Origin of the sequence: Chromobacterium sp. Rain0013, assembly GCF_015291765.1 — a bacterium.
Taxonomy (GTDB): Bacteria; Pseudomonadota; Gammaproteobacteria; order Burkholderiales; family Chromobacteriaceae; genus Chromobacterium; species Chromobacterium haemolyticum.
Window position 1 is genome coordinate 1,401,200 of the sequence record NZ_CP031514.1, and the last position, 15,138, is coordinate 1,416,337.

At 53.7% G+C, this 15,138-nt stretch carries 14 protein-coding genes and 3 pseudogenes; 13 read left to right on the forward strand and 4 right to left on the reverse strand.

The window, feature by feature from the left end:
• Nucleotides 1–35 precede the first annotated feature (35 nt).
• The 3 genes and pseudogenes from DXT74_RS06580 to DXT74_RS22820 all read left to right on the forward strand — a co-directional run.
• Entirely contained in the window at nt 36–1,187 is a 1,152-nt protein-coding gene (locus DXT74_RS06580; RefSeq protein ID WP_194427591.1) for a glycosyltransferase family 1 protein, read from the forward strand.
• Entirely contained in the window at nt 1,184–2,356 is a 1,173-nt protein-coding gene (locus DXT74_RS06585) for a glycosyltransferase (protein ID WP_194427592.1), read from the forward strand. The genes DXT74_RS06580 and DXT74_RS06585 overlap by 4 nt, the downstream gene beginning before the upstream one ends.
• 59 nt (nt 2,357–2,415) lie before the next feature.
• Nucleotides 2,416–2,684 (forward strand): annotated as a pseudogene (locus DXT74_RS22820) (transposase); the annotation flags it as partial.
• 184 nt (nt 2,685–2,868) lie between these two features.
• On the opposite strand, the pseudogene DXT74_RS06595 reads toward DXT74_RS22820, so the two are convergent.
• Nucleotides 2,869–3,141 (reverse strand): annotated as a pseudogene (locus DXT74_RS06595) (integrase core domain-containing protein); the annotation flags it as partial.
• An 81-nt stretch (nt 3,142–3,222) separates the two neighbouring features.
• Between DXT74_RS06595 and DXT74_RS06600 the strand changes: the two are divergent.
• A complete protein-coding gene (locus DXT74_RS06600) occupies nt 3,223–4,509 on the forward strand; it encodes an IS110 family transposase (RefSeq protein ID WP_194427594.1) in 1,287 nt (428 codons plus the stop codon).
• Nucleotides 4,510–4,730: 221 nt separating this feature from the next.
• Here DXT74_RS06600 and DXT74_RS22825 read toward each other — a convergent pair.
• The 3 genes and pseudogenes from DXT74_RS22825 to galE all read right to left on the reverse strand — a co-directional run.
• Nucleotides 4,731–5,540: pseudogene (locus DXT74_RS22825) on the reverse strand (IS3 family transposase); the annotation flags it as partial.
• Between the two features lie 44 nt (nt 5,541–5,584).
• Entirely contained in the window at nt 5,585–5,722 is a 138-nt protein-coding gene (locus tag DXT74_RS06620; protein ID WP_194427598.1) for a hypothetical protein, read from the reverse strand.
• 18 nt (nt 5,723–5,740) lie between these two features.
• Nucleotides 5,741–6,745: a UDP-glucose 4-epimerase GalE gene (gene galE / locus DXT74_RS06625; RefSeq protein ID WP_194427599.1), complete on the reverse strand. Its 1,005-nt coding sequence runs from the start codon at nt 6,743–6,745 to the stop codon at nt 5,741–5,743.
• 199 nt (nt 6,746–6,944) lie between these two features.
• On the opposite strand from galE, the gene DXT74_RS06630 reads away from it, so the two are divergent.
• The 9 genes from DXT74_RS06630 to DXT74_RS06670 all read left to right on the forward strand — a co-directional run bounded on the left by DXT74_RS06630 (nt 6,945) and on the right by DXT74_RS06670 (nt 15,082).
• Nucleotides 6,945–8,048, forward strand: coding sequence for a glycosyltransferase (locus tag DXT74_RS06630; RefSeq protein ID WP_194427600.1), 1,104 nt, complete (start codon nt 6,945–6,947; stop codon nt 8,046–8,048).
• A gap of 152 nt (nt 8,049–8,200) precedes the next feature.
• Nucleotides 8,201–8,488 (forward strand): co-chaperone GroES, encoded by a 288-nt coding sequence (gene groES, locus DXT74_RS06635; RefSeq protein WP_019103401.1) that lies wholly within the window; start codon nt 8,201–8,203, stop codon nt 8,486–8,488.
• 50 nt (nt 8,489–8,538) lie between these two features.
• Nucleotides 8,539–10,179, forward strand: a complete 1,641-nt coding sequence (gene groL, locus DXT74_RS06640) for a chaperonin GroEL (RefSeq protein ID WP_043591381.1) — start codon at nt 8,539–8,541, stop codon at nt 10,177–10,179.
• Nucleotides 10,180–10,299: 120 nt separating this feature from the next.
• Nucleotides 10,300–11,046, forward strand: coding sequence for a Nif3-like dinuclear metal center hexameric protein (locus DXT74_RS06645; protein WP_194427601.1), 747 nt, complete (start codon nt 10,300–10,302; stop codon nt 11,044–11,046).
• 114 nt (nt 11,047–11,160) lie between these two features.
• Entirely contained in the window at nt 11,161–11,745 is a 585-nt protein-coding gene (gene petA, locus DXT74_RS06650; protein ID WP_039756139.1) for a ubiquinol-cytochrome c reductase iron-sulfur subunit, read from the forward strand.
• 14 nt (nt 11,746–11,759) lie between these two features.
• The gene (locus DXT74_RS06655; protein WP_043641308.1) at nt 11,760–13,097 is read left to right on the forward strand and encodes a cytochrome bc complex cytochrome b subunit; all 1,338 of its coding nucleotides are present in this window, start codon (nt 11,760–11,762) and stop codon (nt 13,095–13,097) included.
• 16 nt (nt 13,098–13,113) lie between these two features.
• Nucleotides 13,114–13,878, forward strand: a complete 765-nt coding sequence (locus tag DXT74_RS06660) for a cytochrome c1 (RefSeq protein WP_019103448.1) — start codon at nt 13,114–13,116, stop codon at nt 13,876–13,878.
• A 151-nt stretch (nt 13,879–14,029) separates the two neighbouring features.
• Entirely contained in the window at nt 14,030–14,632 is a 603-nt protein-coding gene (locus tag DXT74_RS06665; RefSeq protein WP_039756141.1) for a glutathione S-transferase N-terminal domain-containing protein, read from the forward strand.
• A gap of 9 nt (nt 14,633–14,641) precedes the next feature.
• Nucleotides 14,642–15,082 carry a ClpXP protease specificity-enhancing factor gene (locus DXT74_RS06670; protein ID WP_043641305.1) on the forward strand — a complete coding sequence of 147 codons (441 nt, stop codon included), beginning with the start codon at nt 14,642–14,644 and terminating at the stop codon, nt 15,080–15,082.
• Nucleotides 15,083–15,138: the final 56 nt, after the last annotated feature.

A 15,138-nucleotide genomic window follows, 5' to 3' on the forward strand; every position in this document is an offset into this window, starting at 1 on the left:
CTTAATGAAAATGAATTCACCTTTTTTTGCTAAAAATGAAAAAAATTGGAATTGATGCACGCTTTGTGACAAGAGCTCCAAGGCGAGGAATTGGAAATTATTCAATTCATCTGTTAAATGAAATGATAGATTTAGCTTCGGACTATATTTTCTATCTGTACATTTCTCAAGAAGATAGTGATGCAATACTTCCAACATCTTCAAACGTTATAGTTCGACAGCTCAGTATGCCCGGATACCCTTTGTGGGAGCAAATAGCACTCCCGAGGGCAATTGTCGCTGATCAAGTAGACTTACTTCACTGCTTAGGTAATACCGGACCTATTTTTAGATCTGGGAGTGTGAAGTGCAGGCAAGTGCTATCCCTTCATGATGTGATGTTCTTAGAGGCTGGACAATATATACCTAGACCTACTAATAGTTATCAAGCATTAGGGCGCCTATATCGCAAATTTATAGCCCCAAGGTATGCTAAACAATGTGATAAAATCATTACTGTTTCGAATTATTCGAAGCTAGATATCCTTAAGTGGATTCCGGAGCTTGAGGCTAGCCAAATAGTAGTGACTGAGCAGTCTTGTGACCCTATCTTTAAAGTTTTTGTATCGGAACTAACATCTCGTCCTCGCCCTTCTGGTCGGCCGTACATATTTGCGCTAGGAGCGGAGGATCCTAGAAAAAATACCATGCGGTTGGTTCAGGCATATTTAAGCTTGCTGAGGGAGGATGACTCTAATGATTTGGTTATATGTGGCTATCAAAACTGGGAGAGTGGACCAGAGTGGAGGGCTGTGCAAGCGGCTGGTGCCCAGTCTCGCGTTCATTTCTTATCGTTTGTGCCTAAGGGAGAGTTGATCGAACTTTATCGGAATGCTAGTTTTTTTATTTACCCTTCCTTGTATGAGGGGTTTGGAATTCCTTTGCTGGAGGCATTTTCCGTAGGCTGCCCTGTTATTACTTCCAATGTCACCTCTATGCCTGAAGTGGCTGGTGATGCTGCCTTGTATGTTGATCCTTACGATATCATTTCTATGTCAAGAGCTATGCTAACCCTGCTGAAGGATGTAGAGCTTCGTGAGGCGTATCGTTGTGCAGGGGAGCGAAGAGCCGATATGTTCTCTTGGTCACATACTGCAGAAAAAACACTAGCTGTTTACGAAAAATGCTTTAAGGAGAAGGCGGGTTGAAATTCTTAACGTTGGCTGGCCGATTGCCTGCACTTGAAAAAAAAGGTGATCAGATTATTGCTTTTCATCGGCTAATGCATTTGACAAAGCAAGGGCATCATGTAGAGATCATCTGCTTCGGTAGTGAAAGCATAGAGGAGGATCGTTTAGCTAAGCAGGTGTTAGAAAAAAATGGAGTGATTGTTCATTTGATAGAGTGGAGGCTAACCGTAGCATTAATTAATGTTTTTCGGGCAATTACAAATTCAGCCATGCCATTTCAGTGCGCCTTTTTTTTGTCCCGTCCGTTCCAGAAAAAAATTTCAGAGGTAGTGCAGCGTCTACAGCCTGATATTGTATATTGCATTATGTTACGCATTGTCCCTAACCTCTCAATCCCATGTAGAAGAGTTGTCATTGAACTGGTCGATTCAATGGGGTTAAATTTTACGCGTAGAGTCGATTTATCTCGCGGATTAAAAAAATGGCTATTAAAAGTTGAAAGAAACCGGGTTGCTAAATTTGAGAGAAACCTAACCAGTAAAGTTGAGCGCTCTTTTGTTGTGTCATCAATAGATGCAGACTTTATTTGTTCTAAAAATATTGATGTTATTCCCTTGGGGGTGGCCATTCAGAGGCCTTTGAATGAAAGAGTGCGTAGTTTTCCTCCCGTTGTTTCATTTACAGGAAATATGAACTACCAACCTAATGTTGATGCTGTTTTGTGGTTTGTTCAACACTGTTGGAAAGAGATAAAGAAAGAATCACCAGGAGTAAGGCTTGTCGTGGCTGGTAATGAACCACAATTATCAATTAAGACTTTGTCTGACGATGACCCTTCAATTATGGTGACGGGTAGGGTGCCTTCTATTGCAGATATTTTAAATAAGTCTACAGTGGCTGTTGCTCCTATGAGATCGGGCTCTGGTATGCAGTTTAAAATTCTCGAAGCCATGGCTTGTGGGGTGCCAGTGGTTGCAACAACGTTGGGCTTAGGGGATATTAGTGCAATAAATGGGCAGGATATAATAATCGCAGACAATCCAAATGATTTTGCTCGGCAAGTTGTTCGACTGATCAAGAACGCTGACATTAATAAAAATGTTGGTAATGCTGGTATGGTATATGTCAAGCGCAATCATAGTTGGGATAGCGCTAATGCATGCTTTGAAAAGGCTCTAGATTTTTAGTGGCAGCGAAAAGTAGAGATTTCGGGCAAATTGAAGCCCATCCGGGTAGGCGATTTGTCATGAAAAAATCGAAGTTCACGGAAGAGCAGGTCGTCTTCGTATTGCACCTGGCGGAGTCCGGTACCACCGTCGCAGAGGTCTCTCGCAAGATGGGCGTGTCTCCGAAGTCACCTTCTACACTTGGTAGAAGAAATACGGTGGCTTGGGTGTCGGAGAGCTACGATGTCTGAAGCATTTGGAAGAAGAAAACGCTCGGCTCAAGCGTATGGTCGCGGACCAGAGCCTGGATAAGCAGATTCTGCAGGAAGTCATCTAAAAAAAGCTGTGAAGCCGGCTAGCGAACGCGAGCTGGCCAACTCCTGATCGGTGCATACCACGTCAGTATACGACGCGCCACAGCCATCATTCAGTTGCGGCAAGCGACGTATTTTTATCGTTCCCATCCTCGTGACGATCGAGTGGGGCTGACCTCCTCCCGACTAACCGAGCGGTCTAAGTTGGAGATTTTCGGCTTAAAGATGAGCAAGTCGGAACTCGCTCGGGGTCTGGTCTCCCAGCGAACTGTGAGGCCTGAATTCGTTGTAATCCTGTCGCCAACGCTCGATTTTGTCACGTGCGTCATCCAGCGACAGAAACCAATGCACATTCAGGCACTCATCCCGCAGACTGTCGTTGAACGACTCGATAAAAGCATTATCCGTCGGTTTTCCTGGCCGCGAGAAGTCCAGCGTGACACCTTGTTGGTATGCCCATTGATCCAGCGCCATCGATATAAACTCGCTGCCATAGTACCTGCAGAATAGTGGTCAACCATCGTCAAGATCCACATCCTTTCCGAGCGACTTGAACCGATGGAGGAGCTTGAGATGGCTGACCCAATCCATGATGTGCGCCCGCAAACCTGGGTGGCAATTGATATCGCCAAACAATTTCATGCAGTATTGATTGAAACCTCGCAAGGTCGACGCCAGCGCTTCAAGATGGCTTCGACAGCCTGTGAGCATGATCGATTCATTGCGTTGCTATCCTCATTGCCGCAGCCGTGCCGCATTGCCTTCGAACCGACTGGTAATTTCCACCGGACATTAGCATGGCGCTTGCTAGCTGCCGGCTTTGACGTGGTAACCGTTTCGACGGTGGCTGCCGCCCGCTATCGGGAAGCGCGTTTCAACTCTTGGGATAAGAATGACCCTAAAGATGCTCAAGTCATTCTGGAAATGCTCAAACAGGGCCTGACGCAGTTTTACCATGAGCCCTTGCTGACGGGATGCCATGACTTGCAGGAGCTGTCCAAGACCTATCACCAGGTCGCCTTGGCCCGCAAGCGGCTGGCCGATACGCTGCTGAATCACTACCTGCCTCTCTACTTTCCCGAAATGGCGCGTTATTGGGAAGCGACGCGCGCCGAATGGTTCATTGCCTTTCTGCAACGATTTCCCACGCCAGGGGCCATTCTGACGTTGAATGAAAGCGAATTTGTGCAAGCCGCAGGGACATTGCTGGGCCGCAAGGTGCACAAGACGGGAAAGCTGTTGGAGATGTATGCGCTGGTGCAACATAGCTCAGCCTTGCCAGTCCTGAAGGATTCGCTGGCCGTGCAGACGTTCCGGCAGCAGTTAGCGCATATGGCCCATGTAGCGGCACTGCGTCGGACTTTGGAACAGCAGGCGCAGGTCCTTCTCCAGGACCGCTGGGAATTTCGTTGCCTGTCGTCTCTGCCTGGCGTCGCAACCATCTTGGCCCTGATCATTCTGGCTGAGGTTGGGGATATCCGTCGCTTTGGCCACCACCGACAGTTCCTCAAATATTGTGGCCTGGACTTAGCAAAGTCCCAGTCGGGGCAGTCGAAAGGAAAGGAGCGGCTTTCCAAGCGGGGCAATGCGCGCCTGCGTTACGCTTTCTGGATGGTGGCTTTAGTGGCGGTACGTATGACCGAGAACTCGTTCCGAGACAAGTATGAACGCTATCTTGCATCGGCACCCCATGACGCGGATCGGAAACGGATGGCGCTGACCGCCGTTGCCGCCAAAATGGCGAGGGTGGCTTATGGACTACTGAAGACCCGCACCATGTATCAAGGCTATTTCGAACACGCTTTACCCGGTGGATCGACCTCTCTCGCGCTGGCCATTGAGGCAACTATGACCTCGTAGATAATGCTTGGGCCTTCCACCGGGACTTCTATGCTGTTTTAGGTTAGGTTAGGTCAGGGCTAGCCGCTGGCTGGATCCTATGTTTATTATGGTCAGCGGGATTCCCGTCAAAGGGGGGAAGCACGGGGGGCACTGTGTGCGTCGAAAAGTGTTTTTACAGACGATTGCTCGTCTGAGGATCAGTGTTGCCTGGCGATGGACAAACCACTTGCAGTTAGTACGTTGTCGACCTGAATCCGTTGTGGTGTCCCGCGCAAGACTTGAACATGCCGCATCGTAGCAACCACGTCCGCGGCTTTCAGCGCGAAATCCACCGTGATCGCCAGGCTCTCCCGGCTAAAATTATCCACTACAGTTAAGGCCCGGATTTTCTGGCCGTTGAACAGCTGATCGGCGACGAAATCCATGCTCCAGCAGGCATTCAAACTGGAGACCGCCGGCCGAGCTTGCCGGTGCGCGGCCGCCACTCGCCGCTTGGGCCGTTTGCGCCGCGTTCAGACCTTCCTCGCAGTAGATCCGGTAGGTCTTCTTGTGATTGATCTGCCAGCCCTCACGCCGTAGCAGGACGTGGATGCGGCGCGCGCCATAACGAATACGCGTGGCGGCGATCTCGCGGATCCGCTGTTGCTCCGCGCGATCGTCTCGAGGATGAGGGCGATAAAAATAGCTAGCTTGCCGCAGTTGAATGACTGCAGTGGCGCGACGGATGCTGACGCGGTACGCGTCAATCAGGAAGTTGGCCAACTCGCGTTTGCGGGCCGGCCTCACAGCTTTTTTTGGATGACTTCCTGCAGCATCTGCTTGTCCAGGCTCAGGTCAGCGACCATGCGCTTGAGGCGGGCGTTCTCTTCTTCCTGTTGTTTCAGGCGGCGCAGCTCGCTGACACCCAGGCCGCCGTATTTCTTCTTCCAGTTGTAGAAGGTGGCTTCAGAGACACCCATCTTGCGGCAGACCTCGGCGACGGTGGTGCCGGATTCCGCCTGGCGCAAAGCGAAGGCGATCTGTTCTTCGGTGAACTTCGATTTTTTCATGACAAACCTCCCTGCCCGGATGGGCTGAAATTTGCCAGAAATCTCTACTTTTCGCCGCTACGTTTTTGCGGGAGGAGGTCAGTGGCATTCAGGTTGACGACGGTTTCGCTGCCACTTGCTAGCCCGTCGAGCACGAAACTGCAGCCTAAAATGATGCCGTCACCGCAGGTTAAAATAATCATATAATTATTCTCAAAGCGTCAATAGCCGTTAGGATTTTGGCTTTGCCAGCGCCAGCTGTCCCGGCACATGTCTCCTAACCCTTTTTCTGCTCTCCATCCGAGCATGCGTTCTGCTTCACTGGGGTCCGCCCAGCAGGAAGCAATGTCACCTGGGCGTCGAGGAGCAAATTCAAAGGGGATGGGTTGTCCATTGTGTGCTTCAAAGGCTTGTACCATATCCAATACGGAGTAGCCTTGACCAGTGCCAAGGTTGGCCGTGATCAGACCCCCTCCCTTCTGCAACGCTTCCAGCGCTTTGAGGTGTCCATGGGCCAGGTCGACGACATGGATGTAGTCACGCACGCCAGTACCATCGGGGGTAGGGTAGTCGTTGCCGAACACTTGTAACGTTTTGCGTTTGCCGATGGCTACCTGGCTGATGAAAGGCATCAGGTTGTTGGGAATGCCGTTGGGATCTTCGCCGATCTGTCCACTTTCGTGTGCGCCGACAGGGTTGAAGTAGCGTAGGAGGGCAATGTTCCAGTCAGGTTCGGCTTTGCTGAAGTCGCGCAGCATATCCTCCACCATCAGCTTGCTATGACCGTAGGGATTGGTGGCAGATAGAGGGAAGTCTTCTCGAATTGGGACGGTGGCGGGGTTGCCGTAGACCGTTGCCGATGAACTGAAAACCAGAGTTTTAACCTGATGCTGACGCATGGCCCGAAGCAGCTGTAAGGTACCGTTTACATTATTGTCGTAGTATTCCAGCGGTTTTGCCACGGACTCGCCTACGGCTTTGAGACCGGCAAAATGGATGACGGCCTGAATCGGGCGGGAGAAAGCTTCGGATAGGGCTGCGTGGTCGCGAGTGTCGCCTTGAATAAAAGTAAGTGGCTTGTTGGTCAGGGCCTCTACTCGCTTGACGGATTCGACTTTGCTATTGCAGAGATTGTCGAGTATCACCACTTCGTAACCTGCTTCCAGGAATTGCAGGCAGGTGTGGGAGCCGATGTAGCCGGCGCCGCCAGTAACCAAAATAGTCATTTTAAATTAACATCCCAAATTAATTGCATACTTCAGCTAGACGATGGGGTCCGGCTGCATTCAGGAGCCGTACTCGACAATTATTGTTGCATGAAAACGGTAGCTTGAGAATGGTGGGCCGCTTACAATGATAGACTTAATTTTGGTGCAGTTGGGATGGCGCGGGCGGCGCCATCACCACGTTTTAAAGAGGCAAGTAATGCTGCAAATCTTATTGTTGGCTACGTTTTTTTCGCTATTAGTAGGGATGTGTCTGATCCACTTCGCTCACTTGCATGAGAGCTTCTCGGCGGATCATGACTTGGGTGGAGTGCAGAAATTTCATGCTAGACCTGTCCCGCGAATTGGGGGGGTGCCGATAGCCGTGGGGCTGGTAGCTGGTGGTTGCTTACTGGCGTGGTCTTTGGGTGACCCGAGGGTGCTACTAGTGCTGCTTGTGGCTTTACCTGCGTTTGCGATAGGAATGCTAGAGGATGTGACTAAGCAGGTGGGGCCCATGCCGCGCTTATTGGTCACATTTGTGTCCGCAGGCCTTGGGTACTTCTTGCTGGGGGCTGGTTTGCAGCGTTTGGATATTCCGCTGTTGGATGGTCTACTGACTCAGTTCTGGCTGCTTTCCTTGCTGTTGACTCTGGTGGCCGTCGGCGGTGTCGCGCATGCCGTTAATATTATTGATGGCTACAATGGCCTTTCCGGAATGGTGTCTATTTTTATTTTCTTAGCCGTTGCCTATGTTTCCTTCAAGGTTCAGGATGCGATGCTGATGGGGATTTGTTTTGCGATGGTTGGTGCAATCGCGGGATTCCTGTTCTGGAATTTTCCCCGTGGTCTGATTTTTGCAGGAGATGGCGGGGCCTATCTGGTGGGCTTCATGATTGCGGAAGTCGCGGTACTGCTGGTGACGCGCCACCCGCAAGTATCTCCTTGGTTTCCCTTGCTGTGTGTGATCTATCCCGTGTTCGAAACGTTGTACTCCATCTACAGGAAAAAATTTTTGCGCGGCATGTCGCCAGGTATGCCGGATGGACTGCATTTGCACATGTTGATATATAAACGGCTGGTGCGTTGGATGGTCGGGTCCAGAGATGCTGCTCACCTGACCCAGCGCAACAGTTTGACATCCCCGTACCTGTGGGCGCTGTCCTCATTTTCTGTGGTGCCCGCCATGCTGTTCTGGAACAACACTCCTGTGCTCATTGGCTTTGTGTTGGTTTTCATTGCCAGCTACATCTACCTGTATCGAATGATCGTCCGCTTCCGCACCCCACGCTGGATGCTGCTGCGCAAGTCTGCTCGCCCCTGATGCTTCTTGAGCCTGTCGAAAATTGAAGCGACAGGCTCTTGAAAACCCTTTCTCTCGTCCCTATCATTAGCACTCGTAGCAGGTGAGTGCTAACACCCGCCTCAACTCAAACAGGTTTCAACTCTCAACAGCCACTGTAACAGGAGAGATCCATGGCAATTCGTCCTTTGCACGACCGTGTTGTTATCAAGCGCCTCGAGGCTGAAGAAAAAACCGCTTCCGGCATCGTTCTGCCGGGCGCAGCCGCTGAGAAGCCGGACATGGGCGAGGTTTTGGCCGTCGGCAACGGCAAGATTCTGGAAAACGGCGAACGCCGCGCTCTGGAATTGAAGAAAGGCGACAAGGTCATCTTCGGCAAGTACTCCGGTCAGACCGTCAAGGTTGACGGAGATGAAGTCCTCGTAATGCGCGAGGAAGATGTAATGGGCATCGTTGAGTAATCCGACCCGCATCTGAACTTCCCTTACTCAGAATTCTGGAGATTTTAAGAATGGCTGCTAAAGACGTAAAGTTTGGTGATTCCGCTCGCGCCAAGATGGTAACCGGCGTCAACATCCTGGCTGATGCCGTTAAAGTGACACTGGGCCCGAAAGGCCGCAACGTGGTGTTGGACCGCTCCTTCGGCGCGCCGACCATCACCAAGGACGGTGTATCCGTCGCCAAGGAAATCGAGCTGAAAGACAAGTTCGAGAACATGGGCGCGCAGATGGTGAAAGAAGTCGCTTCCAAGACTTCCGACGTTGCCGGCGACGGCACCACCACCGCCACCGTGCTGGCTCAAGCCATCGTGCTGGAAGGCATGAAATACGTTGCCGCCGGCATGAACCCGATGGATCTGAAGCGCGGCATCGACAAAGCCGTTGCCTCGCTGGTGGGCGAAATCGCCAAGATCGCCAAGCCGTGCGCTACCACTAAGGAAATCGCTCAGGTAGGCTCCATCTCCGCCAACTCCGATTCCGACATCGGCGACATCATCGCCAATGCCATGGAAAAAGTGGGCAAGGAAGGCGTGATCACCGTTGAAGACGGCAAGAGCCTGAACAACGAGCTGGACGTGGTTGAAGGCATGCAGTTCGATCGCGGCTACCTGTCCCCGTACTTCATCAACAATCAGGACAAGCAGATTGCCGCTCTGGACAATCCCTTCATCCTGCTGTTCGACAAGAAAATCTCCAATATCCGCGACCTGCTGCCGGTTCTGGAGCAAGTGGCCAAGTCCGGCCGTCCGCTGCTGATCATCGCCGAAGACGTTGAAGGCGAAGCGCTGGCGACTCTGGTGGTCAACACCATCCGCGGCATTCTGAAAGTGGTTGCCGTTAAAGCCCCGGGTTTTGGCGATCGTCGCAAAGCCATGCTGCAGGATATCGCCATCCTGACCGGCGGCACCGTGATTGCCGAAGAAGTTGGTCTGACTCTGGAAAAAGCTTCGCTGGAAATGCTGGGCCAAGCCAAGCGCGTTGAAGTGGGCAAGGAAAACACCACTATCATCGACGGCGCTGGCCAAGCTGCCGAGATCCAGTCCCGTGTGGGCGAGATCCGCAAGCAGATGGAAGAAGCCACTTCCGACTATGACCGCGAGAAACTGCAAGAGCGCGTGGCCAAGCTGGCCGGCGGCGTTGCGGTGATCAAGGTTGGCGCCGCGACCGAAGTGGAAATGAAAGAGAAGAAGGCCCGCGTTGAAGACGCGCTGCACGCTACCCGCGCCGCTGTGGAAGAAGGCGTTGTGGCCGGCGGCGGCGTTGCTCTGCTGCGCGCCCGCTCCACTTTGGACAGCCTGAAAACCGATAACACCGATCAGGATGCCGGTATCAAGATCGTGCTGAAGGCCATCGAAGCGCCGCTGCGCCAGATCGTCAAGAACGCTGGTGAAGAGCCGTCGGTTGTGGTGAACAAGGTGCTGGAAGGCAAGGGCAACTTCGGTTACAACGCAGCTAGTGGCGAGTACGGCGATATGCTGGAAATGGGCGTGCTGGATCCGGCCAAGGTGACCCGCTCCGCTCTGCAGCACGCGGCTTCGGTTGCTGGCCTGATGCTGACCACCGACTGCATGATCGCTGAACTGCCGGAAGACAAGCCGGCGGCTGGCATGCCGGATATGGGCGGCATGGGCGGCATGGGCGGCATGATGTAAGCTGACGCCTCCTCGGCTTTGAAAAACCCCGCTACGGCGGGGTTTTTCTTTTGTGGCCTTAAATTGAGTTGGCTTCTGGCAAAATAAGGCCGGGGCATATATTAAGTTAAGGAGTGCGTGATGGAATTGAAGGCGTTGCTGAGCAGCCTGGACACGATTTTGGAGCCGTGGCGGTTCAAAGACTACGCGCCCAACGGGCTGCAGGTGGAGGGCCGGCCCACTGTGCGCAAGTTGGTGACTGGAGTGACGGCTTCCCAGGCCTTGATTGACGAGGCGGCGTTGCGTGGAGCGGACGCCGTGCTGGTGCACCACGGTTATTTCTGGAAGGGTGAGGACGCCCGGATTTGCGGTATGAAGCGCCAACGGGTCAAGGCATTGCTGGAGCATGATTTGAGCTTGCTGGCTTATCACCTGCCTTTGGATGCTCATCTGGAGTTGGGCAATAACGCGATGCTGGGCAAGGTGCTGGATTTGGATGCTTTGGGGCAGGGGGGCGAGCAGGGTTTGCTGTGGCATGGGTCATGGCGGCAAGGAGGCAGCGCGGTAGATTTTCGCGGGCACGTTTCAGCTTGCCTAGGGCGCGATGCCTTGTTGTTGGGCAGGGCGGACAAGCCGATTTCGCGCGTGGCCTGGTGTACTGGCGGTGCGCAGAGCTTCTTCGCCGAAGCCATCGATCTGGGGGTGGATGCTTTCATCACCGGCGAAGCATCCGAGCAAAATCATCATATGGCAATGGAGTGTGATGTGGCTTTCATCGCGGCGGGGCATCACGCCACGGAGCGTTTTGGCATCAAGGCTTTGGGCGAACGCATGGCTCAGCTTCATGGCATAAGTGTTGAATTTGTAGACATTTCCAACCCGGTTTAAGAGGCTAAGCGGGGCTTCGGCCAATTTATTTGCATAGAAGCTTCAAGTCCCTACTCGGAATCGGGTAAAATCAGGCAGTTTTGGGCTCGGTTTCCACGTTTGAGGATGACTGTAATGAGTGAACAACAAGTCGATGCGGGGCGCCGTCGCTTTCTGACGGTTGCAACCAGCGCTGTTGGTGGTGTGGCGGCGGCCGGAGTGGCTACGCCGTTTCTGATGAGTTTCTTCCCGTCCGAGAGGGCAAAGGCCGCCGGCGCTCCCGTCGAGGTGGATATCGGCAAGATCGAGCCGGGCCAGAAGATCAACGTCGAGTGGCGCGGCAAGCCGGTATGGGTGCTGAACCGCACGCCGGAGCAATTGAAAAACCTGCCGAAGCTGGACGAGAAGCTGGTTGATCCCAAATCCGAGATGGATCAGCAGCCTACTTATTGCCAGAACGAGCACCGCTCGATCAAACCCGAGTTGCTGGTTGCCGTCGGCATCTGCACGCATTTGGGCTGTTCGCCGACTCACCGTCCGGATATCGCGCCCGCCGATCTGGGCCCGGACTGGTTGGGCGGCTTCTACTGCCCCTGTCATGGTTCCAAGTTCGACTTGGCCGCGCGCGTTTACAAAGGCGTGCCGGCACCGAAGAACCTGGAAATTCCGCCGCACAAATATCTGTCCGACACCCGCCTGCTGATTGGCGAAGACAAATAAGCTGAGGGGGCTACATGACTAAAGGACAAAAGTTGCTCAACTGGGTGGACGAGCGTTTTCCGCTATCGTCGATGCTCAAGGAGCACGTTACCGAGTATTACGCGCCGAAGAACTTCAACTTCTGGTACTTCTTCGGTTCGCTGGCCATGCTGGTACTGGTGATTCAAATTGTCACCGGCATCTTCCTGACCATGAACTACAAGCCGGACGGCACCTTGAATGGGGCCGGCATCCCGGTTGCCTTTGCTTCGGTCGAATACATCATGCGCGATGTGGCCGGAGGCTGGATCATCCGTTACATGCACTCCACCGGCGCTTCGATGTTCTTCGTGGTGGTGTATCTGCATATGTTCCGCGGCCTGATCTACGGTTCCTACAAGCAGCCGCGCGAACTGGTGTGGGTGTTTGGCACCTTGATCTTCCTGTGCCTGATGGCCGAGGCCTTCATGGGCTATTTGCTGCCTTGGGGCCAGATGTCGTTCTGGGGCGCGCAGGTGATCGTCAACCTCTTCGGCTCCATTCCGGTGATCGGCCCTGACTTGTCGGTGTGGATCCGCGGCGATTACGTGGTGTCTGACGCTACACTGAACCGCTTCTTCGCGCTGCACGTGATCGCGGTGCCGCTGGTGCTACTGGCTCTGGTGGTCGCTCACCTGATCGCTTTGCATGAAGTGGGCTCCAATAATCCGGACGGCGTTGAGATCAAGAAACTGAAGGATGACAAGGGTATTCCGCTGGACGGCATCCCCTTCCACCCGTACTACACCGTTAAGGATGTGCTGGGCGTGGTGGTGTTCCTGATCGTGTTCTCGGCCATTGTGTTCTTCATGCCGGAAATGGGCGGTTACTTCCTGGAGCACCCCAACTTTGACCAGGCCGACCCGCTGAAGACTCCGCCGCATATCGCGCCGGTATGGTACTTCACCCCGTTCTACGCCATCTTGCGTGCCATCCCGTCCTTCCTGGGCACTCAGGTATGGGGCGTATTGGCGATGGGCGCGGCGGTGGTGCTGATCGCCTTCCTGCCGTGGCTGGATCGCTCGCCGGTTAAGTCCATCCGTTACCGCGGTCCCAAGTTCAAGTTCATGCTGGTTCTGTTCATCGTGTCCTTCATTGGTCTTGGCATTCTGGGCGCTTTGCCGTCCACCAATGCCCGTACCGTGATTGCGCAGGTGCTCTCGTTCGTCTACTTCGCCTTCTTCCTGGGCATGCCGTTCTACACCAAGAACGATGTGGGCAGCATTCCGGTGCCGACGCGGGTGACTGATACCAACGCCCAGCGCCAAATCCGGTTTGCGGTGCTGGTGGTGGTGACCATCGTGGCCGCCGCCGTATTCGCCATGAACGTGTAAAAAGGGGAGAGGACTCATGAAAAGCAAAATCCGCCACCTGATCGCGGCCATGGCGCTGGCGTTGCCGTTCAGCGCTACGGCGCTGGCTGCAAGCGAAGGGGCCAAGCTGCCCAAGGCGCCTATCAATATCCAAGATACGGAAAGCCTGCAACGCGGGGCGCAGATCTTCACCAACTACTGCTTGTCTTGCCATTCGGCCAGCGCGATGCGTTACAACCGCCTGACCGATATCGGCCTGACTGAAGAGCAGATCAAGGCGAACTTGCTGCCGGAGGGCGCCAAGATCGGGGATCAGATGAACATCGCGATGAACAAGAAGGATGCTCAAGCCTGGTTTGGCGCCACGCCGCCGGACTTGTCGCTGATCGCGCGTTCTCGCGGCGCCGACTATCTGTACGGCTATCTGCGCGGCTTCTACCGTGATCCGAGCCGGCCTACCGGCTGGAATAACGCGGTGTTCGACAAGGTGGGCATGCCTCACATCTTCTGGGAATGGCAAGGCGAGCAGGTGCTGAAAACCGAGAAGAATGCGGAAGGCCATGAGGAGCACAAGCTGGAGCTGATCAAGGCCGGTACTTTGACCAAGCTTGAGAACGGCAAGGCCAACACCGTGGAATTCGACAAGCGGATGGCGGACTTGACCAACTTCCTGGTCTACATCGGCGAACCGGCACAAGTGAAGCGTCAGCAGATTGGCTATGTCGTATTGATGTTCCTCTCGCTGTTGCTGTTGCCGCTGGCGTATTTCTTGAAGAAAGAGTACTGGCGCGACGTGCATTAAGCTAACTTGTCGGCTTTGATCAAGGCGGAGAAATCCGCCTTTTTTTATTTTAAATCATGGCCTTATGATGCGGTGCTGGAAATGGGGTGGGGGAAAGTGCTAGAATGCCCAGCTGAATCAACCCATTGTTAGTTAAGGATTTCCTCCTGCCATGATGACTCTTTACTCCGGAATTACCTGCCCGTTCAGCCAGCGTTGCCGTATCGTGCTTTTTGAAAAGGGAATGGATTTCGAAATCATTGATGTGGACATCCATAACAAGCCGGAAGATCTGGCGGTGATGAACCCCTACAATGAGGTGCCGGTATTGGTCGAGCGCGATTTGATCCTGCACGAATCCAATATCATCAACGAGTACATTGACGAGCGTTTCCCGCACCCGCAGCTGATGCCGGCGGACCCGGTGATGCGCGCGCGCGCCCGCTTGTTCCTCTACCGTTTTGAAAACGAGCTGTTCATCCACGTCAAGGCGCTGGAGGCTGGCGCCACCGGCAAGGAAGCGAACAAGGCCCGCGAGGCCATCCGTGACGGTTTGACTACGATCGCGCCGATTTTCGCCAAGCAGAAGTTCATGCTGGGCGACGATTTCTCCATGATCGACGTGGCGATTGCGCCGCTGATGTGGCGTTTGGAGCATTACAACATTGATCTGGGCAAAAACTCCGCGCCCATCCTGAAGTACGCCGAGCGGATTTTCCAGCGTCAGTCCTTTATCGATTCGCTGACGCCGTCCGAAAAGGCCATGCGCAAATAAGGATTGCCAATGAGCTCCAGCACCAAGCCCTACATGATCCGAGCGCTGCACGAGTGGTGTGGCGACAACGGTTTCACGCCCTATGTGGTGGTATGGGTCAACGAGCGCGCCGATGTGCCGCACGAGTACGTGAAAAACAACGAAATCGTGCTGAATATCGGTCTTTCGGCCACCAAGAACCTGCGTATCGACAATGATTGGTTGTCGTTTTCCGCTCGTTTTGGCGGCGTTTCCCGCGACATTTGGGTGCCGATTGGCAATGTGATGTCGATTTTTGCGCGGGAAACCGGCGAAGGCATGGGTTTCGAAGTTGAGCTGGGAGAGGCTGAAGCCGCCGCGCCGGCACTGAAACCGGTAACGGCCGACGACGAAGCTAAGCCGGTGGAAGCTTCCGAGCCGGAGGCTCCAGTCAAGCCGACGGGGCGTCCCAGCCTGCGCATCGTCAAATAACGGTTTCCATTCCGTAAGCGAGAGCCGGTCCGTAAGGGTCGGCTTTTTCATTGGCG